Source organism: Aquimarina sp. AU58 (assembly GCF_900312745.1).
Taxonomy (GTDB): Bacteria; Bacteroidota; Bacteroidia; order Flavobacteriales; family Flavobacteriaceae; genus Aquimarina; species Aquimarina spinulae.
Genome location: NZ_OMPD01000009.1, coordinates 372077 through 396182, shown reverse-complemented (window position 1 = coordinate 396182; position 24106 = coordinate 372077). Strand labels below are relative to the sequence as shown.

Genomic DNA, 24106 nt, shown 5'->3' with positions numbered 1-24106 from the left:
AATACGTCGTCGTAAAAGACCAATATTTTGTAGACAGGGTAGTTTTAAAAATTACAGGTATATAACATTTGTATACCTACTTCTTTAAAAAAGTTTATAATTATCGTCGATTTCTATGTCTTCTTACATCGACAACATTAAAAATTTTGGCAACGTCTTTTAGATGCACTTCGATATCATCATAATAATCATTTAAAGAATGAAGGGTTAGTATTCCTTTTTCAACATCATGCTCAATAATTCTTTTTAAAAGAATACCTTCTTCTTTATGCACGATTACAAAATCCCATTTATTAATATGCAATTTACTACTCCAAAAATCCTGTCTCACATCTCGACAAAGGATAAGATCACCTTCAAGATAACTTTCATAACTACCATTATCCATAGAATCTCCTTTTACCTCAAAAAACACGTAATTACCTTTATATTGCCTATCTGCCAGATATGGCATTTTTGGTAATTCTCCTACATAACCTTCATTTTCAAAACCACTTAAATACCCTGCATATGCATATTGATTTACCAAAGGAACCATCATAACATTAATAGAATTTGATTGGACCTGCCCGGTATCATTAGTAGGCTCCATACTATGAATCATTTCGGCTGCATCATTGTTAAGTTTAATATTTTGAACTACGGCCAATAATTCTAAAGGCGGAACTTTTAAAACATCCGATATTTTTAGAAAAGCTTCTAAAGTAATAGCTGTTTTTCCTTTCATATAATTGAAAAGAGTTCCTTTCTTAATCCCTGTTTCTTCAATTAAATCCTTGATTAACTTGCCTTTTTCGTCTGCTATTTCCTTAATCTTTTGTAAATCCATATTCAAAAAGTTAATATTATAAACTTTACAGTTTAAAAGTATATTACACATCTTAATTAAACCAAAATATTAAACTATTATCTTGTTTAGTTCAATATTTTAAACTATATTTGTATTACTCACAAACAAATATACAAAAAAATGAACAAAAAGAAATTCTCGCCTGTATTAAGTCTTATTAAATTGGATTACACCCCGTACTACTCCACTAAAGAAGTTGAAAATTTTGAATTTTAAGATAAGTTGAAAGCTTATCATAGATCAGAATAAAAGTGTATTAAAAACAGTAATCATAAAAGAAAATAAGTTATGGGTATTATTATTAAACACATTAAAACTATAGAACGAATAGATCAACTCACTCGTTTACAAGCTACAGGATCACCAGAACAATTAGCATCTCGTCTGGGGATTTCAAAAACAAAACTCTACCGTATTATAGATCTCATGAAAGAATTAAATGCGCCTATTAACTATGATGTTTCTATACAAAGTTATGTATATGTAGAAGACGTAGGTTTTAAGTTCGGGTTCTACTCAAAAGAACAAAATTCTAATACCAGATCTCATCTAGCATCAGTTTTGTGATCTTTGGGGGAGCAAACGTAATCATGACCACATAGATTGCATATTTTGACACATTTTAATACTGTATAATCAAACTCCTTTTTCAGCTTATCTTTTTTCAAATTACATATGCCTAATTTTTGATGACGGATCGTTAATTTCTGTCATGATTATTTCACTTTTAAGAAAAGTACGCTCTCTTATCTAATATAATTGTAAACCTTCTGATTTTAAGCAATAACCATCCTTTTTTCCCTTCTTTTTTATGGTAAAACCCTTGCTATAAACTTCAAAAACACCACTGTAAACTCCTAAAAAACACGGGTTTATACCTATAGGAAATGTTTTGATTTAAAGGTATCTTAGTACAAGAGTACATTCATACTCAATACACCAACTCACACACACAAATCAAAAAGTAAATAGCAATGCCAATAAATTTCAACTATTTCTTTAAATCGGGGCTTTACGGATTTACAACGAAGAGAATTATATCCTTATGTATAGTTATACTCTTTTTATGTTTTCCAAATCAATCATCGTGCGTGTTAGCATCCTGTCCTGTAGTGAAATTTAACACCTCTAATATTAATCCTATTGCTTTGAAAGAATTTCAACCTCTTGCTGTAGCAATTGAAACGGCAAAACTCAATACTTGTAAGATTGAAATTACTAGTTTTACCGGAGAATCAATTACTGTAGCCTTTTCGGGACTTCCTGCTAATCAACCATCAACATACAAAAATTTTATAGCTATTTGGGAATCATCTGTTATTCCCTGGACAGTAGAGCCCTTAAAAATGATAGAAATAGGAGTTAATACTCAAAGTGGCACTGTTACTATTGATGGCCTTACTATTACATATAACAGCTATGTAGTGGGATACGGTGTAGGTTCTGGAACAGGAAATATTTGTGCCAGTGCGATTCTGGGTGCAGGGGGTATCAAAGCACCGCTGTCTAATGTACATATTGGAATTGAAAATTTAGGGCAAACTTCATTATCAGTTTTCTACCAAACTCTTTCGGGCTACCTGCCCAAAAAAAACGGAAATTGGGTTGGGTTATGGAAAGGCTATGCTTCGCCATATAACCTACCTCCTGATGCTCTTATTAAAACAAAAATAGATAGTTATTCTAATCAAGGGATTGTAGCGCTAAACAACCTATCACTAGGTAGAGATACAGAATATACCTTAATATACTTTATGGGGGCAGATAATACCACTGCTGCAGCCATCTTAAATTTTAACACAAGTGATCCGGCGTCGGATAAATAGATACATTTTTAAAACCTAAAATTAACATTTAAATCTAAACAATTATGAGTACTGCAACATTAGAAAAACAAGGAAAATCAACAACGGTATTAACAACAAAAATTGAGATTACTACCATTACGGCCAACTCTCTTGACATTACTTATGATACTCTTTCGGGGAATCAACCAAATACTTTTGGAAACCAAGTAGTATTATGGCAGAATAGTAACGAGATTCCATTTGGTACACCACCACTTCAAAGCAAGATCATACCTAGTAATACTCAGGCAGGATCATTAAACTTTGATGGTTTGGATCTTAACAACAATAGCTATATTGTTGGGTATGCGGTTGGTCCTACATTAAACGACCCTGCACAGACCTATGGAAACATTTGTTCTTCTTCATTTATTCCTGCTGCTGGACAACCAAGTCCTACTAATAATTTTGAAGGAACAATCGTTAACGTAAAACCTGGTACAACTAGTGTATCTTTTGGTTTGGAAAATTTCCCAAATCAAATCGATCTTAAAGGTAATGGTTCATGGGCAGCTATCTGGCAAGCAGGAGCTCCTTCTTTCTACGCTCGTCCGTTGTCTGCGGTTCAGATCACCAGTAATAATGGCGGAGCTTTTAACAATGTAAATATCGGTAGAGGTCTTACCTATACTATAGCTATTTTCATGAGTGGATATAATCCTACTGGAAACAGTAATCAGGAAACTATGGCTGCTGCCTATACGTTTACTAATTAATAGCTCAGGTTAATAATTAGTATCTCCTTTACACTATGATTAGGAGTAAGCATTAATTAATGTGTTCAGATAAGTAAAGGCCTATACACATGGGCCTTTACTCACCTGAATATCAGAAATTTAACCCTAGTCATCATCAATGCTTTTTTGTCTAAAAACAAATTAGTAGTGCTCTTATATTCTCTTAAAACAAGGCAAAGCTTATTGCTTTTATCCATCTTAATTAGTTAGACATGACAGTTTTCTCTAAGAAGTTTATCAATCAGTTATATATCGCTGAAAATGCAGCAGATGATCGTGGTTTTATTGCTTTTGTTACACCAGAAGAAATAGATCCTCCCGATGGTACTATTTACTTAAAAGATGCTCTGAGTAACACCTATTATAACGGAAATTTTGTGTTTTCTGCACAGGCACCTTCTATTGAAAATGAAGCAGATGCCGAAATTTTTGTAAAAAACATAAACGAGCTAATCTCCTCTAGCTCTGCCAATAGAGCTATGATATGGCTCGAACAGATTGATATTAATGAAATCGACAAATCTAACACATCTCTCATGGGGCTTAGTGCAGACGGTTCTAACTTAAACACAGGACTACAAGCACCTCTTACCTCGAGCCTAAACCTTACTATACAAAATGGAATGGGGCTCATCTTAGATGATACTACCAATGTAGTTACTCTTAATGGCAACCCAGGTAATCTGGTTATCAATTTTTCAGGAACTTCGGCTCCAAAAACTATTCCTACCAAAATAGGGTACATTGATTTCTCAGGAGAGTTACGGGGTTGTATACGCTTTTCTAATTTTTTTATCAATAGGCTTTCCCTCTTAAACAATCTAAAATGGGGATTTCAATACTTGTTTCCAGAGGAAGAAGGTGATGAAGATTCATTATCAGAATGGCTACCATTAGCCCAAAGCACTCCTGCAGGAGATTATCTTGGTTTTAGTGTTGCAATCGATCCTTCAGATGTTACGAATGAAGCCTTTGATCCTTGCCCGAATGATGATTCTTCTGTATGTAATATCAATACAGCATACAACTCGAGAAGAACCTATTTCAACTTTACCGGCAAAAACAGTGATCAAAGAGATACTACCCTAGACTCGTATTTTACTTCTAACTATGGAAATGAAATAACACTACTACCTAAGCAAGAATCTAACAATATATACAATGCTCGCCTGGTAATTTCTACAGGTGCTATAAACGATAATAGTAATTCAGAAGAATTTCATTTCACTCCCGAAGGAGATTTTGAAATTCAATTTCAAAAAGAAACAACTACTGGTGAATACTACATGATGTGTGGCCTACAGGGCACAGAGTTTTTCACCTTAAGTCAAAAAGGAGATACCATTCGTTTTATTTCTAAAAATGCAGCATTAGCACCTAAATTCCCTTTTGAAGCTGCATCATCTGTAAAAGCACCAGAATCACCAACAGCTCCTTTATTATCTCATACAAAAGAAACCGCCTGGGCAACTATACTAAACACTTCTGGTAATACGGTTACCTATGTATCTCAACCAAAAGGCTCTGCTCTTTTTGGAGAAGGGAGCTCTTCCTATAAATATCCAGATTTATTTATTCATAATAATTTAGGCTTTACCTATAATGCCGATAATACAACCTTGTTCCCGATAGTTCCATATCTGGGATTAACTGTAGGAAATGGAATCACTTCTTTTTCTGAATCGGACACAGAAACATTTGAAAGTCAAATTATTAGTCAAACTCGTAGAAATAACATAGGAAAAGCTAGCACTAATACATCATTGTTATCTGCAAAAGAAATGGTAAATAAAAACGGAGTAACTCCCACTACTTCTACCACTCCGTCAGGACTTTTGGCCACCACAACACAAAGCGGAGGGCAAACCCTATGGAACGAAGTTTTCTTAGGCCAAAATACAGATCATAGTGAAGAGTACAAACTAGAGTTTTTAAATCCAGAAAACGAACTGGTCGAAGCACTACAAACCAGTGACCTCTTTTTAGTCACTGCAAATTCAAAATATTTAGGAGCACTAGGCGAAGAAGACCCTCTAACAGCTACATTTAACAATATCATGAGTATTGATAGTTGGGAGTTGCAGGCCAATGTAGGGCAAGGAAGTGAATACAATAACTACAAAAATATTATGATCATTAAAGGGCGTAAAGGCAAATTATATGATCCTAATCCTGACTCAGAAATTAGTGCTAAAGAAAGCCTGGTCGCTAATCCCAAAAAATGGACGCAACGCGATCAATTTGGTTCTCCGTCTACCATTAATTCTGAAGGAGTACAACAAGATCCAGATGCTGATCAATTAATCATACTATCACAATGGCTGCAATCCTATTTTAAAGAAACATACGAACAGTCTGACAACGAGTACTTCTCTAAATTTAATGAAATCGCTACCGATGAAAACTGGACAGGTATTTTGGTATTGCGAATGGATATTAAAGAAATCCCTACAAATCTTCAGGGTATTATGGCAGGAATTACTAATCCCGAAGCATTTAATGCACACCATTTTGCAGTAGAAATAAGCCCCGTAAAAAAAGGAGATGCCAAAAACACAGGAGCTGTTGTTGATCAATCCAGTACTATGTTTGGTTTGATTTATTATGTAGATCCAGACTTTGATGACACCATCAACCCACCAGAAACCATCTCCCCGACTACTGCAGATACTTATGATTTTAGGCTCCTCTCGTTAAAAGTTTTATTCGAGAATACTGCCGTAAAAAACTTTGAAAGCTATTCTCAATTAACCATCAATAAACTTTTTGATAGTGAAGTATTAAGTATGGGGAATCCAGAGAATATTTTCAAAAATATTTTACTCAAAGGTAGTTTTCAGATTAATAACGGGAATGCAGTATATAGCATGGGTAGTGTTGAGGATAATATCTTTTTGTTTGACAGTAATATCTATAATAAAATAGAGATCACTAATGTATTATTAACTACACGAGACTCCCCTAAAGAAGGGTATGATGAGTCCTGGTTTAGTATGCAAGGATTCATTGATTACAAAATCATTGAGAATACAAGTGATACGAAAAATATAACCAATTTTGATATTTTCTCTTTTGGAAGTCCTGATAACGATAATCTTACTCCAAGAAGTGGTCTTAATTTCAGTAATCTTGGGATTTCTATGATTTATGAAATTGAACATCCACAGCAAAATAAATCCCTGAATTTTGATGCAGGAGAAATCACCTTTGATATCACCACCAGTACAGCCAGAAGCGAAAGTTTATTTATCAATTTTGCATTAGATCTTAAAGGCCTAATTATCGGAAACAGTGAAAAAAGCCCTCAGGACAAAGGTTTCTTAACTGTAATCCCCGACGTTAGATTATCTGGGGTTGATAATTCTGCCTGGTATGGTTTGGATTTTAAACTAAACATGGGAACTCCGGGAGAACTGGCAGGTAAAGTAAGTTTAGACTCTTTTCTGCTATTAAGTTGGGCACCTGATAGCACTGGAGATACTTATAATGCCAACATTGGTATTTCTCTACCAGGTACGGGTGGTGGAGCAAAATTGATTAGCCTACAATCGGTACTTAAACTCTCTATAGGGCAGCTTCGATTAGCTTTTGACGATAGTCAAAAATCGTTCCTTCTTATGTTTACCCAAATTGCTTTGAAGTTTTTAGGCTTACTTAAAATTCCACCTAATGGTTCTTCTTTATTTTATCTGTTTGGCAATCCTAATTCTGGAGGAAAATCATCTGGATTAGGCTGGTATGCTATGTATAACAAAGATGATCCAAGCACCGTAAAAAGCTTAAAAAGCAATAAGAAAATAGCGACACTAGCAGAGTAGTACAGACATGACATTTATAATCAACATATCATAATTCTGTAAAGAATTACACAAATCATAAAAATATTTTAAGATGGGCGACTTCAATGATCTTTTAACCAAATTAATGCAAGGGCAGGAAGCTAGTGAGTCTACTACCGATGCATCAATAAAGGACATGCTTGCACTTATAAAAAGTAAGGATGAACTACGATTCTATGTAGATGGGACTCCAAATTTTGGACATCAGGCCACTACAGTAAATATTATGAAAAGAATAGTTGATGCTACAGACTATTCTAAAAATATTCTAATGATCTATTCTGGAGCAGATACTCCAGACAAATTGGCTATATTACTTACCGATCTTATCCCAAATGATATATTGACAACCAGTATAACCTATGGTAAAGCCACCATTACCTTTTTAGAATATAAAGACACAAAACCAAACCTGGAACAAATTGATTTTGGTTTTACTGGCGGAGCCGATAACAGCCAGGTAAATTATGCAGATCTTTTTAATGTCACCTATTTTTTAAGACTACAGCCCTATTTATGGGAAAAAGCACCTAATCAAATAGAGCGTAAAGGTAAAGACCCGTACGATTTAACAAAAGAATCGGCTTCATTTGCAGAATTAGCGTTCAAATTTCCTGCAGATTCCCTAACAACTGTTCCAGAAACCTTATGGACATGGTATGCAAAAGATCAAACCTATAATGCCGATTTAAAAATAAGATCTATAAATGCCGAGTCGATTTATAATGCCCATACTACTAAAAAAGAACTTCGACTCTGGCCCATATATGGTTTGCATCAGTTTTCTAGTCCGGCAGAAATGACTTTAAACTTAATCCTTTCTGCTTTTACTGCACAAATGAGCAGTAATACACCCATTGCATTTTTTATCCTAAGTGACATTGCCAAAATACAAAAAAAGTATCAGGAAATGCCTTTTGATTATGCCTCGGCATTTGCTGTGGATCTAAAAAATAAAAACAGTTCTTTACCCGCCCTTAAAACAAAAATTCAAGAAGTATACATCGATAATGATATGTTTGGAGCTTATGCTCAATTAAGTTTAGATAATTTTATTCTTAAACTAGGGCAACAAGTTAAACCATTAATGGATGGTGGATATACATTATCATTAGTAGAAGGTTACAAAAATGGGAGCTATGTAAAAATTGATGACCTAACCAGTACGCTTACCGGGGCAGGAAATAAAGAAATCGTAGCTATCACTCTTGGGCCAGTTCCTCAGGAAGTTTATAATTATTACTATGCCAATTCGGGATTACCCGGAGTGTTTGAAGGTCAAGGATCATCCAGTTTACCTATTAGTTTGGGGCGACCTTTTTTACAAATTCCAAAAACTGGAGAAGAAGATAGAGCCAATTATCCTTCTACCTTATCCGCTGTAAACTATTCTCCTGTTGCAGAAGCGGCAAAAACCGCAGCATTAAACTTCAGAAATCAAACTTTTGATACTTATCTAAAAAAAACAAATCCAGGTAAACCCGAAGAGTACTACAATGCACTAGCTGTTTCGGGAGCGTTTATGGTAAACTCGTATACCGAATCTAATGACGTACACACCTATTTCACGAATTTGGGAGTTTATTATCAACAAGATATTCATGATAAACTAATGCTTGGTCTGGTAGGAGTAAAATTGGTCTTACCTATTGTTACGCTATTAGCATCTTCAAAAGCTCGTACCAAAACCAGTTCTGACACCGATCTAATGGTTTTAGAAGAAGAAGCGCTTACATTAGAAGGTGTATATAATAAACTTATTAATAATTATAGTAATGGTGGTGTAAATATCCTAAATGCATTACCAAATACATACTTATCCTCTTTTTTCAAACTCGTAACAGGTAATTTGTTTTTTATTACTGTAGCCAAAGAGGATATTACAGAAGAAAAAGACGGGGATACAGTAACACAAGTTACCTTATCTAAAGGAACAACAACTGCCTTTGGTCCTGATTTTAATATTACATTAAATTTTACCAGCCCCGAAGAGTCAGTTGTAACAGAGATTGAAACGGAAATAAATCAAAGTTGGAATATCGACGGAATCCCTTGGATAGGTTTCGAAAAGCCTGGTTTCAGTTTAAAAATTAACGAAGCCGGAAGCGCAGTAGAAGGAGGTTTGAAAGGGAATATTATTGGGTCTGGCAAAGATGCCAATAATGATCCTATAGTACTGGAAACAATGATTAAATACCCTGAAGAAGAGAACACCTGGCTTATTACTGGCGGTTTTAGCAGTCCTCTAAGTGTATCCAGTTTTTTCCAGATGGCCGGAGGTATTAATCTGGTTCAAGTACTTCAACCTCCTTTGAATGGAATGGCAGGTTTTGGTTTAAAAGACATTCAACTACACTACAACAATCAAACTCATGCATTTGATTATATGTCGTATGCAATGAGTACAGATACACCCTGGGAATTATCTGCAAATCCTCCTTTTCAAATTAATCCCAGTGTAGATGTGCAAGTCTACAACGTACAGGACGTAACGAACAGAAAAATTGAATTTACGGTAACCGGTGATTTTACAATAGGTGAAGGAACAGTTAGTGTTTTAGGTACTTACCCTGATTTTAAAGTCCACGGAGGGCTAAGCGACGGTGTTATCCAGCTTAGTGACCTACTAGAATTATTTGGTGCAGAACTGGATTTAGAGACCGCTGTAACCTTATTGGATTTTGACCTAAAACCAAATGAAAAGTACTATCAACTAAATACGATTCTCGAAGCAGACAAACCCTTAGTTATAGGACCTCTTTTTACGATTAATAAATTAACGTTTAATGTTATTCATAACACGGGTAAAAATGAAATCAGTATCGGAGGTGAATTTGTAGTATTACCCGAAAGTATGAAAATTGGGTTATCACTACAATCTACATATGCCACCGGGAATGGTTGGACATTTACTGGCACACAGACCTCTGGAGCCCTAGAAATTGGGCAACTACTCACTTTTTACATTGCACCAACCTGGAAACCCGAGGATGGATTTGATTATGCTATTGATGGTCTTGGTTTTAAAATCCAGACAAAAACCAAATATTGGGAATTTAACGGTAAAACTGCTAAACCCTGGGAGATTGATTTCCTTGATCTTAGTGTAGAAGGTAATGCTATGGTAGCATATGGTAAGAAAGATGAAGAAACAGAGGTAGGATACTACGGTAATATAAATGCTAATGTTACCTGGTTGGGTATTAATTTTCAGGCATTCTATGATTTCGATCCCAGTGTAAAATCCTTTGGAATTATCTGGGAATTCTTAAAAGGTGAAGTAAAGGACATTGGCACCAATGGAAAACATCATTATGTAGCAGAATTAAGCTTTACCGAATCTACTACTATCGGTAGTATGGTAGAAAAAATGGTATCCTGGGCAACAGGAACTCAATTTGGATTAGCTGCTCCCTGGAATATTCTCGATAAGATACCACTTAACAACCTGAGTCTAAAGTATGATTTCACATCAAAACAGGTTGGCTTCAGTCTGGGTATAGGCCCTATTTCATTAGGATTCGCTACTATAGAATCTATTGGGGTTACCTACAAATCAAATCAACCTGATCCAAAAGATAATGGAGTGATGGTTACTTTAGATGGTAGTTTCTTATGGCAAGATAACACTAAGGAACCTTTAACCTGGGATGCCGCCAAACCAGAAACTACGCCTTCTCCTTCGGGGCAAGGAAACAAATATCTGGATTTACGGGTATTGGCATTAGGACAGCATGTGGCAATACCGGGTTTCCAGAATGTAGAAAAAGTGCAGGATGCTATAGATATTATGGCTAGTCTGCCACCTACAGAGCCAGGAGAAATCCCTGGCATCAATTTGGACGCCAACAGTAACTGGTTGGTAGGAATGGATTTTGGGGTACTTAAGCTTGAGGAAGATAAAAAATCTACATCGGCAGTAGCATTAACAAATGGATCCGATGCTAGTAGCAGTGATTACTTTATCACCATGCAGATTGTTTTTAATGATCCTAATTTATATGCATTACGCCTGGCTCTCGAAGGAGAACCGGCTCGTATTTTTAAAGGTCTCGATTTTCAGATTTTATACAAAAAGATCAGTGATACCATAGGTCTGTATAAGGCCGAAATTGCTCTACCTACAGTAATGCGAAAAATACAGTTAGGGCAGGTTAACCTTACATTACCAATTTTTGGTATAGAATTGTTTACCAATGGTGATTTTCAAGTAGATATAGGATTCCCCTGGAAAGAAGATTTTTCTCGATCATTCACGTTTCAAACTTTGATTTGGACACCGATAGGTATCCCGATCCCTGTTATGGGTTCTGCCGGAGTTTATTTTGGTAAACTTAGTAGTGCTACAACAAATAAAGTACCGGATACCACGCTAGGTACTTTTAATCCTGTTCTGGTTTTTGGTTTCGGTATGCAATTTGGATTTGGTTATGATTTTGATGCTGGTATTTTGAAAGCAGGATTTAGCCTTACTGCAGTAGCAATTCTAGAAGGGGTTCTGGCTAAGTATAATCCATATCAATTAACAACTACCTCTTCATCTAATGATGCTCAGGTAGCAGAAGCGTATTATTTCTGGTTTAGAGGTACAGTGGGTGTTATCGGAAAACTATATGGTACTATTGATTTTGCCATCATTAAAGCTGATCTTAATATTGATATCAGGTTACTGGCTCAATTAACCTTCTCTCCTTATGAGCCTATTGTAATTCAGTTATCAGCTTCGGTAAGTGTTTCATTGAGTGTAAGTATAAATCTGGGGTTATTCAAAATAAAAATGCACTTCAGCTTCTCTGCAAGTATCAGCCAGAGTATTACAATCAAAGCCATTGCAAGTAATCCACCTTGGGGAGATGCTTCTTCTGGTATGGCTTTAAAAGCGTATGCACAGAATGAGTTACAAAATGCAAAACAACTTCGTATCGCTTTACATAATCCACTTACAGTAGCATTAACTCAAGTTACACCAAACTGGTCTAATCTGGAAAAAGCCGCAACAGTAGCCCCACTAACAGGATATTTGGGACTAGGGCTTACTATGGCCGGTGATAAAGCTACTGAACTAAGCGAGCAACAAGCATGCTATATTGCTATGCTTTTCTTAGAATCTATGACACCACCACAAGAGGATCGTGTAGATGGATATCAAAAAGCTTTTAAAGACACCGCAGATTCTTCTTTTGAGTTGTTAAGTAAAGAAATTTTCAGATGGACAGTCGCTGCACTACAGAATGGTTCTATCACTAGTGAACAAGTAGATAATACTCCTGTCACCAGTTCGCAATTAACGCAATTATTAGCTTATTTTAGTGATCCTTCTAATCCTAGTCCAATCCCGACAGAAGCTATAGATTCTTTTATGACAGATCAGTTTGATCTGCATATTCAGGAACAACCACAGCAAGAAACAGATGTCAACGCTACATTTTTCCCAATGGCATTGTCACTAGAATTATCGACACCAGATTATGGTACCGATTACAAAGGAGTGACCTATGATTTTGAAAGTTATAACACTATTTCTTCTACATATATAAGTGATCTTAGAAAATACTTCGATCAATTAGCAATCCAGATGCAAGAGAAAGATCCTGCAACTTTTGCTGCTTTTGCAGAAGGAGAAGATATTTCTGTAGGTAACTTTGTATTTAGTGACTATTTCTTACTGATTGCCAAACAAATGGTTCAGAATGCGCAGGATTCCTTAAAAGATTTTAAATATTACACCAATAGCGGAGATAGCCCAGACAGTATTGTAAAATGGGTTAATGATAATGGTGACCTCTCTGGGGATATGGCATATACTATTGCCGAACTTTTTAATGATAATTCTGGGGTAGCATTAACTTCTGGCAAAAATATGTATATCTCTAACAGTACGTATACTGTGCAACAGGGAGATACTTTTGACAGTATTGCTAATCAAGCTATTTATGGAAAGAGCTTTGATGGAAATAGCCTGGCAACTTTAAACCAAGAAGCTCAAAACATTCTGCAAGAAGGCATTGCTATTAGTTTTACCTATAACAATTATACATACGATTACACCACTTTACCTTCTCAATCTCTGGTTCAAGTAGTTAAAGCTATCAATGATATCGTACCAAAAGGAAATCAAATTGATATCAATATTTTGATTACTGATGGTGGTATTGCTTCTATAGCGAACTTATTACTTCCTGTCGCTACATTGAGTATTCCTCTAATTACATATACCACTGTCGAAGGAGATAACCTGAGAAGTGTAGCTTCCAAATTTAATGTTACTCCAGAAAATCTCGCTAATTCTGACGATAAAGATCATAATAACGATAAGATTACAGATCTATTTGATTCTGCAACGTTGGATATGGCAAACCTAGAGCAGTTTAAAGTAGGCGAACTACTTAAAGAAATTCAGGCTACTCAGGGCATACAACACTTATCTGGTATGACTTCTCGATATTACCTGGCAGGTCTTAAACTTCCGGTAGATGGAGTTACTCCAAACTATAAAGGGATGTGGGTAGAAGATAATAAAGGTATTTTATCATACGGGGATCTCGAATCTGCAGGACTATATGCACTAGATGGTCAGCAGTTTCCTATCCCCACTCTTACAGAAGGTAATAATTTTGAAATTACCTTTAGCAATCCAGATCCAGATGCATTAAAATGGTTATCATTTAATGGTGATGACCCTGCAAAAATGGTGATTACTATTACACCCGATAGTGATGATGCTATCCGCATAAATAAGGTTGCTGAATATGCTACCAAAAACAAACTAAACACAGGTCTTAGTTTCTTAGGTGTTAATGATTTGTTTACGAATAGCGAAGCTAGTTATCCATATACATCAGAGATTGTCTGGAATGCTGCTTCTTCTATTAACCTACCGTATGGAGGTACTCCTCCTGGTGTGCCGGCATTAAGTTTATGGCCATTACCAGATACGTTACTGCAACTACCAGATCTAAGTACCCGAGTGGTTAATCCAAGAATGGAATTTTTAATAGGTCAATATGATGACGTCTCTAAAAAGATGATCAATCATGATGTTGCATATTATGGACTTGGATCCCTGGTAGAAGTTACTATAAAGAAAGTACCTGTAGTTTCTGATAGTCCATCCACACAAACCACGTATGAAGTGGTTGGGGCAAACAGTAATAATGCTAATATTCTTGAAAAAATAGTTAGCGAAATTGGGGATAACAATTCACTAATTGCCAGTTTGATCCCTGCCTATGCTGTTGATTCTAACGGAAGTACACCAGACGGTATCCAGACAGATGCACAAAATGCACTCACTATGGGATTAGCTCAGGTAAATCTTTCTACGGAAACCAGACCTGATATGGCTTTTGATGCATTACTAAAAACGGCATCGATTCCCGAAGACGAAAAAATGCGATTGCTCAATACGCAAACAGACTTCTTACGATTGCTATGGCAAGCCAGCATTACCAGAAACGGAGGATACTATTTATACTACTATAATACAGATAGTAAACAAGGGCTTCCGGATCGTATTTTTGATGATAACGGCGAGGCTACATTATCATTTATTGTAATGTACAGCAAACCTTCTGAAGAAAGCCTTCAAAATACAATAACTTCGTATATGAATGTTTTTGCCAATGGGGAGGCCATTAATAAAGATAACTCTGTACTCTTTGCACAATCCAATCCGAATGCCATAAAATTAGCATCTGCCAATACACAAACATTAGGTGAACTGGCCTATGCATACTACGGAAATATTGCTGATGTAGCTTCCGATAATCAAAACCTGACCCTTAGATCAGGGATTAAATTAAATATCAATGAAGGCATCTACGAAGTTGGAGTTGGTGGTAATACGCTTCAGGAAATTGCTAGTCGTTTTGAGACTACTGTTGCTGCTATACAGGAAATCAACAAACAGAAATCAGGTAGTGAATTACCAGATCAGCTGAACTTATTTGACTCTATTTTCTTACCGCAGCTTACCATCACTGTAGGTACCAGCCCTGGCGGTACTACCTTCGCTTCATTATCCGATTTTTATGGAGAAAATATTTCTTCTATAGCCAATTACAATCAGGATGTTATAGGGATATTTGCCGATAATCAAGATGTTACAATCACTGGTGGTCCAAAAATCAGAACAGCCACTGTTGCTGCAGGCACTACTTCTATAGATGCAATACGACCTATACCTGCTCCTGTTCCCGATAATCCAAAAACAGCAGATTTTGGAGAACTATTCTTACAAAATGTGTATAGTTCGCTCACCTATCAGGTAGTCGCTAATGATTATTTTAACAGTAGTAACATTGGTTTACCTTCTGGTCCGACAACAGATGCAGAAGATCCAGAGAGTACCGATAAAATCCAGGTTCCAAAAACACTAACGGCCGATGATAACTGGAACTACCAGGTAAGCATACCTTATACTCGTTTTAGTAAAGAGGTAGTCGCTTCAGAAAATGATCTTCCCGATGGAAACGATAGTCCATATTTAGGATTAGGTGATATTCTTCAAGTTAATTTTGCATGGCAGGATATTTATGGTAACAGTATTATAAGCGAGTTATCAGATCCATCTGCAACCAGTAATGAACCATTAAATGAACCACCTGTATTAACAGGATATACAGATGCTATTCTAGGACTTAACCAGTGGCCTTCAGTTAGTTCTTCCTGGATGGTAACCGGAGAAGAAGGGCAAGCCAAACTAGATACGGGATTAAACTTTGATCCCAGTTATTATCAGGGACTAATCTCTACAACAGCAAAAAGCAGTACTACTATTCTGGGACAATATACTGTAACTGTAGATGAAACCAGTGCTATAGATAAAGCTAACTATACAATCGATCAAAATGTTAATATCGAGTCTATTGTTCTTAATGCCGATAAAAAATCAGTCACTATTACGGTAGATAACATTCCTGAAAATGTAGAAATAACGGTTACCGTAAGTAATGTTAAAGCCGATTTAACGAATCCAAGTGATACTAATGTTCTTGTTTTTAATGGCTGGTCAAAATTTAGTGCCGATAATGATAAAGATCTGGCTACCTCTACAGTGATAGAACAAGCCACCAGGGATCTACAAACCTATACTCAGATTTGGTACCAGTTAACCGATCCTAATGGTATCGCTTTTCAAATAGATACTACATTAACCTCTAATCCTTTTGTACTAAGTAAAGATGATGTGAACAGCTTGGTTCAAGAATGGATTGCTTCTATCTATCTATTCTTAGCTAATCGTAGTATGGGAGAAATTACTACTGCAACACCAGATAGTGATCATACCATATCTTTCGACATAGATGCTGCACAGGTAAATACTGATCAAATATTCAGATTAGAGTTAAGTTTTACCATCGAGCGTATCGGAGGTTCTATTTCTGGTGATTTTGAAACTACTGGAGGTATTAAATCTGCCAGTACCAGTATTCCGCCTTTATCAAAAGCAGAAGCAGGAAAAACAACAGGTTTAGAAGACTTTGCTACTGGATTTGAAACTGCTTTATCTAAAAGTGATGTGTATCAACTTAAAGTTACTTCTGGTGTAGACCGCGATGAGAATCTAAGTAATACTGGGGGTACAGAAATATGGGCTACTCGATTAGGTCTTGATTCGACTACCAGTATTGGATATGAGATCAACGATACCAGTAACCCGGTGATTTTTGCACCAAAACCAATATCTAATAAGTTAGAGACAAAAGATCACATTCCTATCTATTATTTTAATCCTAAGACGGGGATAGATTTCTCTACTCCTTCTACCTATACTGATTTTAAAAATATTGATATGGATCTTTGGGGTAAACAGATCTTTTCAAGTATTGATGATGTATTAACTCCAGAATTTACAGCTGCTATTCAATTAGTTGATGATTTCGGAAGTACAACATTCTTTACTGACATGCTGGCCAACAAAAAACGACTGGCAGAAATCCTTAAGCTATCAATGGTGCCTGTTTTTGCAGGGCAGACAGCAGATACATCTAATATTCAGGAAACCTTCTTACAGCAATTATTAGTTAAACTTAGTAATGCGTATACCACTCGTGCCGGAATTCAATTTGCTGCCACGGTACAGGCAGATACCGTTCCCGAAGGTGCAGATACTCCTCAACTATACGGAAACATCAATCTGAACTTTATCTTTATGGGAGTAGAATTAGATCAGGAAGAAGCCACTATAGTGTATCTTTTCTTCTCTAATTTTATGAGTAAAGAAGAAGCAGAAAAAATAGGCAATTATACCGTTTCTGATGACATAAATGTTTTAAACGCCTCACTCCTCAGCGAGAATAATCGAATTGTTCGTTTAAAATTAAGTGCCGATGCTGTAATCGACAAAACTATAGTAACTATAACAGATACATTGTTTGATGAAGTTGGAAACGTTATTACACCTCCACTAAGTCATACCGTACAGAAAAATGTTGATGGCGGTAACTTCAGCTCATCCTTTAGTCTAAGTTCTCCAAAATTGGCATTAAGTGAAAGTAAAGACGCCAAGCTGCCCTTCCTGCTTTCTTCTCCAGATATCATTAGAGGTACCGAAAATGAAGTATTATCCTATGTAGATCTGGGTATTACCTATGCTGGCTTTGCTATCGAGCATCAAATTAGTTCGGTTCCGGGAATCGAGGATTATAAAGCTTCTTCATGGTTAAGTTTTATTTCAAAAAGCAAAACCCATCCATTAGAAACTTCATTAGGTAATTTTAAAGTTCCTTTGATCTTAAGGTCCTTCCCTACTGCACCTGCAATGGTTAAACAAGAAGGTTCTTATCCTTATACTACCAATACAAATACGGTAGATGACATCCTAAATTGGAACTACCAGATCACCTATTCTCAAACCTTTCACTACCCTCAGGATCAGGTTGATTTTGAGATTCTGTTTAATGTTCAGGAGAATATGGCTAAAGCTCTTGCCAGTTTTGAAGATGCATTTGCACAGATGGCTGAGTTTATTTCTGTTTTCCCTAACATCAATCAGGTATTTAATGATACATTGATCAAGATCGATGCTACGACTACTGATGCTTCTCAGTTCGAATCAGCAGCAGTAGCCTTATCGTCTTATAATAAAATGGTTTCCAGAATGGCAGATGCCGCAGAAACCAGTAATGGTTTTGCTCTTAATACTTTTAATGAGCTATTAAAACAAGGCTATACTGCAGATCCGTATTCTTTTTATATCAAAGAAAGTTCTACAACAATAGAAACCAATACAGGAGTATTATTAGTTAATATTTTTGGTGCAGTACCAGAAGGAATAGGTATCCCAATTGTAAATATACCTGATTACAATGCAATCAGTATTGATCCTGAAGATGGAGCCAGTTATAGTTATTATTATACTTCTAAAGATACAGGTAAAATCCTTGAAGCTTCTATTGGACAATCTATAGCCAATCGTGAGGTACTTATCCCTACGATGAATATCCTAAACAGACAGGATGCCGATACTACTGCAAACCTGAAGCGTAATGTAGAGTTAGTCCCTGGTAAACCATCGGCAGATGATTTTGTATATACGACAGGTAATATTGGGTTTTCGAATGCATTTCACCCAACTATAGATAGTAGCGAACCGCTAAATATTGCAACGATAAATAATCCAGCCAGCCCGAATGTGGGAACATTAGAGCAACAGCTTACTATTTTATTTGATACGTTATTGGCAGAAAATTCCCAGGATACCATTAGTATTTTGATGAATGCTAATTATAGCTATCAGGCAAACAGCAAGCTAAGTGATATTTTTCTTCCGGTAATTATGCAACCACTACAGTCGATACAAGTACTAGGTGATGGGTCGGATAAAGCATTGAAACAAATGATTTCTGATTGGGCCAATAGCATTAAAGAATGGTATAGTACAAATCAAGTAGATGATACCGAAGCATCACTTTGGTTTGATCTTACTATATTTTCTAATCTAACTGCACAACCTAAACCATTAATTCGATTAAGAACATTAACATTATCACTAGATTATATTACAGACATGTAATACATATGTAAAAACAGGCGAGCCAACCAAAAACTCCATACGACTAGTCGTATGGGGTTTTTCTTTATACAGAGATAGGGGAACCTTAAGGATCAGATGCTCTTATACCGGTTCTGTTTGTATCTGCCTTGGTAAGGATATACCACGAAGTGAATACCAACAATACATCAACATAAAATCATTACTATAAGTTAATTAGAATATTAAAACTATCGTATTTTCAACTTAAGACTTGGGAAAGGGTTTTACATAGGATATATTGTTATGCATTTTTTTAATATCATTCCAAGTAACTAACTCGATGTTGTTCTTTTTAAGTTTCGAGCTATTTTGCTCACTTGTAAAGAAGTCAAAATCGATTTGTCTCCATTCAGAACCAAAATTTGGATGGTTAACAGTTACTCCTTTCATTTCGTTATCATCAAATGCAGGATGAATTAAAATAAGGTTCAATCCACTTGTCAAATTTTCTAAAATTGAATTGTAATAGTCATTTAGTTTATTAGTCTTGAAATATTCAAGTTCTCCAACATAAGTCCTGTCAATTAGAAAATCTCCTTCTTTAATATTTAATTCAGGATTTAGTCCAACCATTTTCATCAATTGTTTATTTATTAAAACAGGAAGACCATATTTTTTTCCTAAGTCTCTATAGATGTCAAAAAACTCAGGACTTGCACCGATGCTATACATATGCGAATCAATGTGCGTTGGTTTTAATCCGAATTTGATTGCTTTTTCGATTTGTGCTTGCAACTCATTTTTAACATCTTCGGCAGATGCATTTTTTCTAAGTTGTTCTCTTTTTTTGTAGAAATGACCATTCTTGTCAACCAAACTTGGAACTTCAGAAACAGGTAAAACAGGTCCAAATCTATAATTTTCCCATTCACAGGTTAGTGTCAGGTGAATTCCATTATCAAATTGTGGGTTATTTTTTGCAAATACTCCCATTTCATAAAACCACGGACACGGAACCATTATGCTATATGAATTCACAAAGCCTTTCTTTAGTGATTGAATTGTTGCTATATTTTCAGAATGCGAAAGTCCCGCATCGTCTGCATGGATTATCAACAGTTTTGCATTTTCCTGAAACCCCAATTTTTGTGCTAAATTCATTTTTGATGGATGTTTTTACTCATTTTGCATGTTGATTGTTTATAACGTCTAGCTATGAACAGTATAGGAGCTAACTAGAGTTTGCTTTCCGCCATGTATATAGCAAAATCTTTTGGTTTTGGTTTTCTCATCCAAAACAAAATTCCAAAGATTTTGAGACCTAATAAAAATACGTAAACTTTTCAATTAAGCTCGAAGTATTGTTTATAGGTTTTGTAAGCTTTATTTATTTTTATATACTGCCTTTAAATCAGAATGTAACTTTGTAAGCTTATCATTATTAAGTGAAAACAAATTACTGTTGAGTTCTTCAATCTCTTTATCATTTTCTGAAATGATTAATCTAAGTTTAATTATAAGCGTGAATATTTTTTTTGCATTTTCTGATTTCAATTCTGATTTTAATGATTGAAAATTAATCTTTTTAGTTTTTGTTGAATACAAAGATTCTTTAATAATTTCAATCATTTTCTGTGAGTTATGGACATTTATTTCTTTTATTTTAGAGCTTGTCAGTCCATTTATTATAAGTGCTAGGCTAAGTAGTGGTCCCGCAAATGTCCAGATATCAGGAAAGATTTCATTTTTAAATAAGTAAACAAAAAAAGATAATAAACTGATTCCTAATAAAAGTTTTATTATAAGTAATCCTTTTATTGGTGCATTATAGATATAAATGTTTTTCAAGTTTAATAGATTTTCATAATTAATACAAATGTTTAATATATGTGTCGTAGCAGGGTAAAATGTTACCCAGTTATAGACGAATCTACGTTGATTTTATAAATTTTTAACCTTAGCGTTCGAGGAGAGTTTTACATAGGACATGCTGTTAGCAACGAGCTTTTATTGATTTGAAATCTCTTCAACTATTTTCCATGTTTCCAAAATTTGATTCAACCTTGATTTAAACTCTGTAGAATCTTCACTTTTTTCTATCGTAGCAAAAATATCATGTAGTTCTCCACGAAGTAACGGATATTTATCCGATACTTTTCTAAAATCCAGCCAGGCATCCATATGTTTATGAAATGCTGATTCAAATTCTTTTGGGCAATCAGAATAATCCAATGACTTCACATTCTTTGTGTAATCGTGAATTGCTTCACTTAATGGGGCCTTTTCAGAAGCGTGATTTCTAATGTCTCCATAGATACTGTCTTTTTCAAATATCTTCTTTACACAATTCATACTTTTTCTTTCCGTATTTGAAAAGGAACTATTTTCTTTTTTATTTGGACCGTTGCACCCTAAAAGTAAGAGGGATAAAAAAAGGAATACTGGTTTTATCATGATCTTGTTTAATTTATATAACCTATCGATAACGTTCTGGCTAAACTGTGTTTCAATGCAGTTTAGGTTTTGTTAGCACCAGTTTTTACTTTTTTTCTTTACGCAAAATTTTCTCCATTTTACGACCTCTTGCCAATTCATCAATCAGTTTTTCCATACGTCTACATTGTCTATACAATTCAAATTCATCCTCTATTTCTTCAATTCGATAACCACAAACGACTCCTTTAATCATGTATGCATTGGGATGGATTTTTGCTTTCTCAAAAAACGTTCTAAACGTTACTTTCTCTTCGATAAGTGATTGTAATTTATTTTCGTCAAAACCAGTAAACCACTCTATTACTTGATGGAACTCTTCTTTTGTCCTACCATGTTTTTCCAATCTATTCCAATAAAGTGGATAAATGGATGCAAATATCATATTGGCAACCTTTTCATTTTTTTCGGCCGTAACTTTCATTTTTATTTGATTTTGAATTGATTGGTGCTAACGTTTAATAATATGTGTCGTAGCTGTGTAAATTGTTACCTAACTACAGACACTTTCTGCGCAGGTTTTATACATTTTTCAGCTTTAAAATCACTGCGCCATCATAAATATACAAGAATCCATCGATAAATCACTAGTCAGTTACGATCACATATATCGTGTTACCTACCGTGTTTATTCTTTTTTTAATTCCTGACCATTCCAAATTCCAGTATATTTTTCATCAAGTCCAATTATCGTAAACTTGAAGTTTCCATTTTTCTTGTAACTTATTTTTACATTAAATTCAGATTCCCAGAATTCGTCTCCGTAATTAAAGTCTAGAAGTTTACTAATAAAGACAATTTGGTTTTTTGTATCAAGTATGATGACAAAAAAATATTCAGGATAGCCATTGTCATAAAATTCATCATAACCAGTATTTTGTGAAACTAAAAAGGAACTTTTGCCCAAATTTTTTTAGTTCCTATTTATATGAAATAAAGAGTGAAATTAATATTAAGAAGTAAAATTTTGTCATATGTAGATAACATCTCTTGTATGAGTAGTAGCGGATTTATTGCAACTATTTTCAAATGAAAATAGTTATTAAAAAAAGAAAAACGGTTTGAGGAGCACCCAAACCGCAATTACTTATACACCGTGTTAGCTACTGGCATTATCGTATAACTAACCTAAAACATGAATCAGGCAAAAAGCATTTGCAACACCTAATACAATTTCAAATAAAATTCCTTGAATAATCTGCTTACTTGGTTTTCCATCAGCTTTTAGGCTTATTAACCTGCCGATTGCGAAACCTATAAAAATTAATGAAGCGACTAAATGTGAGTTAAAAGTTAGTTTTTCGATAAATGTGCCAAGTAAAATAATCATTCCTGCAAAAAGCATTACTGCAGCGACTCCTCTCATTTCATTTAATAAACTAGCATCATTTTCAAGTTTAATCCCAGAACTTTTTAGATAAGTTTTTATTGGGTTGCTTAATCTCATTACACCAACAAATACGAGCATTAAAGCTGATAATGATAAGACTATAATTCTGATAATTTCCATTTTTAGATTTTTTAATTATTATATCCGCAAATGTAAATCGGGGTTGTGACATGGTTATGTCAAGGGTATTATTGATTTTTCACATATTTTTCAAAATATTCTTTTATAGTCATATTGTGAGGACTAAAAACCTGTTTTTCAGTTGTGATGTTTTCAATAAAATCTATTCTGAAGTGTCTAAAATCATTTCGTAATCGACAAAAAGCTACTAATAAAAAGTCTCCGTGAATACTATAAATCGCAAAAGGTTCAACACTACGGGTAGTTTGTTTCTTTTCAGAAGAAAGGTAATCTATTGTTAATATTTTATATTGGGTAATAGCTGATTGTATTTGCATCAGATTATTACTTGTTTTTTCCTCATTATTGTTACCACTAAAGTAAACTCTCTCTGCTAATAAATCAGCATTTCCTTTTTGAGAGTAGCGCAATATAGCTTTGATTTTTTCTAATGCGCTAGAAATGTTATCAACTAATGACTGGTCTTTGTTTTTTATTGCTAATTGTTCTATTGTGATTAGGGCATTAGCTTCATCCTCTGAAAAAAGAACAGGTGGAAGATGATATCCTTCCATAATTGAATAGCCTTTACCTTCTTCGGTTACAATAGGGATTCCTGATTTTTCAAGGGTTCGAATATCTCTATAAATGGTTCTTAAACTTACATTATGCTTTTCAGCAAGTAGTCTTGCAGTAATAATTCTTTTCGATTGTAATTGGGTAAGGATAGCAGTTAATCTCGAAAGTCTTGGTTTTTCTTTTTCTTCCATTTTGTGTTTTCTGCTTGTGGCCAACGTTTAATATATGTGTCGTAGCTGTGCAAAATGTTACCTAGCCTTGGACACATCTGCGC

Annotated in this window: 13 protein-coding genes; 5 read left to right on the top strand and 8 right to left on the bottom strand. The window is 35.0% G+C overall.

Going from position 1 to position 24106, the window contains the following annotated elements; translation table 11 throughout:
* Nucleotides 1-100: 100 nt before the first annotated feature.
* On the bottom strand, nucleotides 101-829 hold the full coding sequence (locus tag DK441_RS08360) for a S24 family peptidase (protein ID WP_160112003.1): 729 nt from the start codon (nucleotides 827-829) through the stop codon (nucleotides 101-103).
* 309 nt (nucleotides 830-1138) lie between these two features.
* Here DK441_RS08360 and DK441_RS08355 point away from each other — a divergent pair, with 309 nt between their 5' ends.
* The 5 genes from DK441_RS08355 to DK441_RS08335 all read left to right on the top strand — a co-directional run bounded on the left by DK441_RS08355 (nucleotide 1139) and on the right by DK441_RS08335 (nucleotide 19289).
* On the top strand, nucleotides 1139-1417 hold the full coding sequence (locus tag DK441_RS08355; protein WP_074407441.1) for a hypothetical protein: 279 nt from the start codon (nucleotides 1139-1141) through the stop codon (nucleotides 1415-1417).
* 407 nt (nucleotides 1418-1824) lie between these two features.
* On the top strand, nucleotides 1825-2676 hold the full coding sequence (locus tag DK441_RS08350) for a hypothetical protein (RefSeq protein ID WP_160112002.1): 852 nt from the start codon (nucleotides 1825-1827) through the stop codon (nucleotides 2674-2676).
* 44 nt (nucleotides 2677-2720) lie between these two features.
* Nucleotides 2721-3413, top strand: a complete 693-nt coding sequence (locus DK441_RS08345; RefSeq protein WP_074407439.1) for a hypothetical protein — start codon at nucleotides 2721-2723, stop codon at nucleotides 3411-3413.
* Nucleotides 3414-3646: 233 nt separating this feature from the next.
* Nucleotides 3647-7252 carry a hypothetical protein gene (locus tag DK441_RS08340; RefSeq protein ID WP_109098306.1) on the top strand — a complete coding sequence of 1202 codons (3606 nt, stop codon included), beginning with the start codon at nucleotides 3647-3649 and terminating at the stop codon, nucleotides 7250-7252.
* Between the two features lie 73 nt (nucleotides 7253-7325).
* Nucleotides 7326-19289, top strand: a complete 11964-nt coding sequence (locus DK441_RS08335) for a LysM peptidoglycan-binding domain-containing protein (protein ID WP_109098305.1) — start codon at nucleotides 7326-7328, stop codon at nucleotides 19287-19289.
* A gap of 225 nt (nucleotides 19290-19514) precedes the next feature.
* Here DK441_RS08335 and DK441_RS08330 read toward each other — a convergent pair whose 3' ends face one another.
* The 7 genes from DK441_RS08330 to DK441_RS08300 all read right to left on the bottom strand — a co-directional run bounded on the left by DK441_RS08330 (nucleotide 19515) and on the right by DK441_RS08300 (nucleotide 24023).
* Nucleotides 19515-20411 carry a polysaccharide deacetylase family protein gene (locus DK441_RS08330; RefSeq protein WP_109098304.1) on the bottom strand — a complete coding sequence of 299 codons (897 nt, stop codon included), beginning with the start codon at nucleotides 20409-20411 and terminating at the stop codon, nucleotides 19515-19517.
* A gap of 222 nt (nucleotides 20412-20633) precedes the next feature.
* On the bottom strand, nucleotides 20634-21098 hold the full coding sequence (locus DK441_RS08325) for a hypothetical protein (protein WP_109098303.1): 465 nt from the start codon (nucleotides 21096-21098) through the stop codon (nucleotides 20634-20636).
* Between the two features lie 159 nt (nucleotides 21099-21257).
* Nucleotides 21258-21602, bottom strand: coding sequence for a hypothetical protein (locus DK441_RS08320; RefSeq protein WP_109098302.1), 345 nt, complete (start codon nucleotides 21600-21602; stop codon nucleotides 21258-21260).
* Nucleotides 21603-21789: 187 nt separating this feature from the next.
* A complete protein-coding gene (locus DK441_RS08315) occupies nucleotides 21790-22167 on the bottom strand; it encodes a DUF2200 domain-containing protein (protein ID WP_109098301.1) in 378 nt (125 codons plus the stop codon).
* 204 nt (nucleotides 22168-22371) lie between these two features.
* Nucleotides 22372-22650: a hypothetical protein gene (locus DK441_RS08310; RefSeq protein WP_109098300.1), complete on the bottom strand. Its 279-nt coding sequence runs from the start codon at nucleotides 22648-22650 to the stop codon at nucleotides 22372-22374.
* A 216-nt stretch (nucleotides 22651-22866) separates the two neighbouring features.
* Nucleotides 22867-23253, bottom strand: a complete 387-nt coding sequence (locus DK441_RS08305; RefSeq protein WP_109098299.1) for a DUF4345 domain-containing protein — start codon at nucleotides 23251-23253, stop codon at nucleotides 22867-22869.
* Between the two features lie 68 nt (nucleotides 23254-23321).
* On the bottom strand, nucleotides 23322-24023 hold the full coding sequence (locus DK441_RS08300; RefSeq protein ID WP_074407429.1) for a YafY family protein: 702 nt from the start codon (nucleotides 24021-24023) through the stop codon (nucleotides 23322-23324).
* Between the last annotated feature and the right edge of the window lie 83 nt (nucleotides 24024-24106).

Excerpts from the sequence above, each read along its gene's own strand:
- DK441_RS08360 (WP_160112003.1), bottom strand. The coding sequence starts at position 829 with ATGGATTTACAAAAGATTAAGGAAATAGCAGACGAAAAAGGCAAGTTA.
- DK441_RS08355 (WP_074407441.1), top strand. The coding sequence starts at position 1,139 with ATGGGTATTATTATTAAACACATTAAAACTATAGAACGAATAGATCAA.
- DK441_RS08350 (WP_160112002.1), top strand. The coding sequence starts at position 1,825 with ATGCCAATAAATTTCAACTATTTCTTTAAATCGGGGCTTTACGGATTT.
- DK441_RS08345 (WP_074407439.1), top strand. The coding sequence starts at position 2,721 with ATGAGTACTGCAACATTAGAAAAACAAGGAAAATCAACAACGGTATTA.
- DK441_RS08340 (WP_109098306.1), top strand. The coding sequence starts at position 3,647 with ATGACAGTTTTCTCTAAGAAGTTTATCAATCAGTTATATATCGCTGAA.
- DK441_RS08335 (WP_109098305.1), top strand. The coding sequence starts at position 7,326 with ATGGGCGACTTCAATGATCTTTTAACCAAATTAATGCAAGGGCAGGAA.
- DK441_RS08330 (WP_109098304.1), bottom strand. The coding sequence starts at position 20,411 with ATGAATTTAGCACAAAAATTGGGGTTTCAGGAAAATGCAAAACTGTTG.
- DK441_RS08320 (WP_109098302.1), bottom strand. The coding sequence starts at position 21,602 with ATGAATTGTGTAAAGAAGATATTTGAAAAAGACAGTATCTATGGAGAC.
- DK441_RS08315 (WP_109098301.1), bottom strand. The coding sequence starts at position 22,167 with ATGAAAGTTACGGCCGAAAAAAATGAAAAGGTTGCCAATATGATATTT.
- DK441_RS08305 (WP_109098299.1), bottom strand. The coding sequence starts at position 23,253 with ATGGAAATTATCAGAATTATAGTCTTATCATTATCAGCTTTAATGCTC.
- DK441_RS08300 (WP_074407429.1), bottom strand. The coding sequence starts at position 24,023 with ATGGAAGAAAAAGAAAAACCAAGACTTTCGAGATTAACTGCTATCCTT.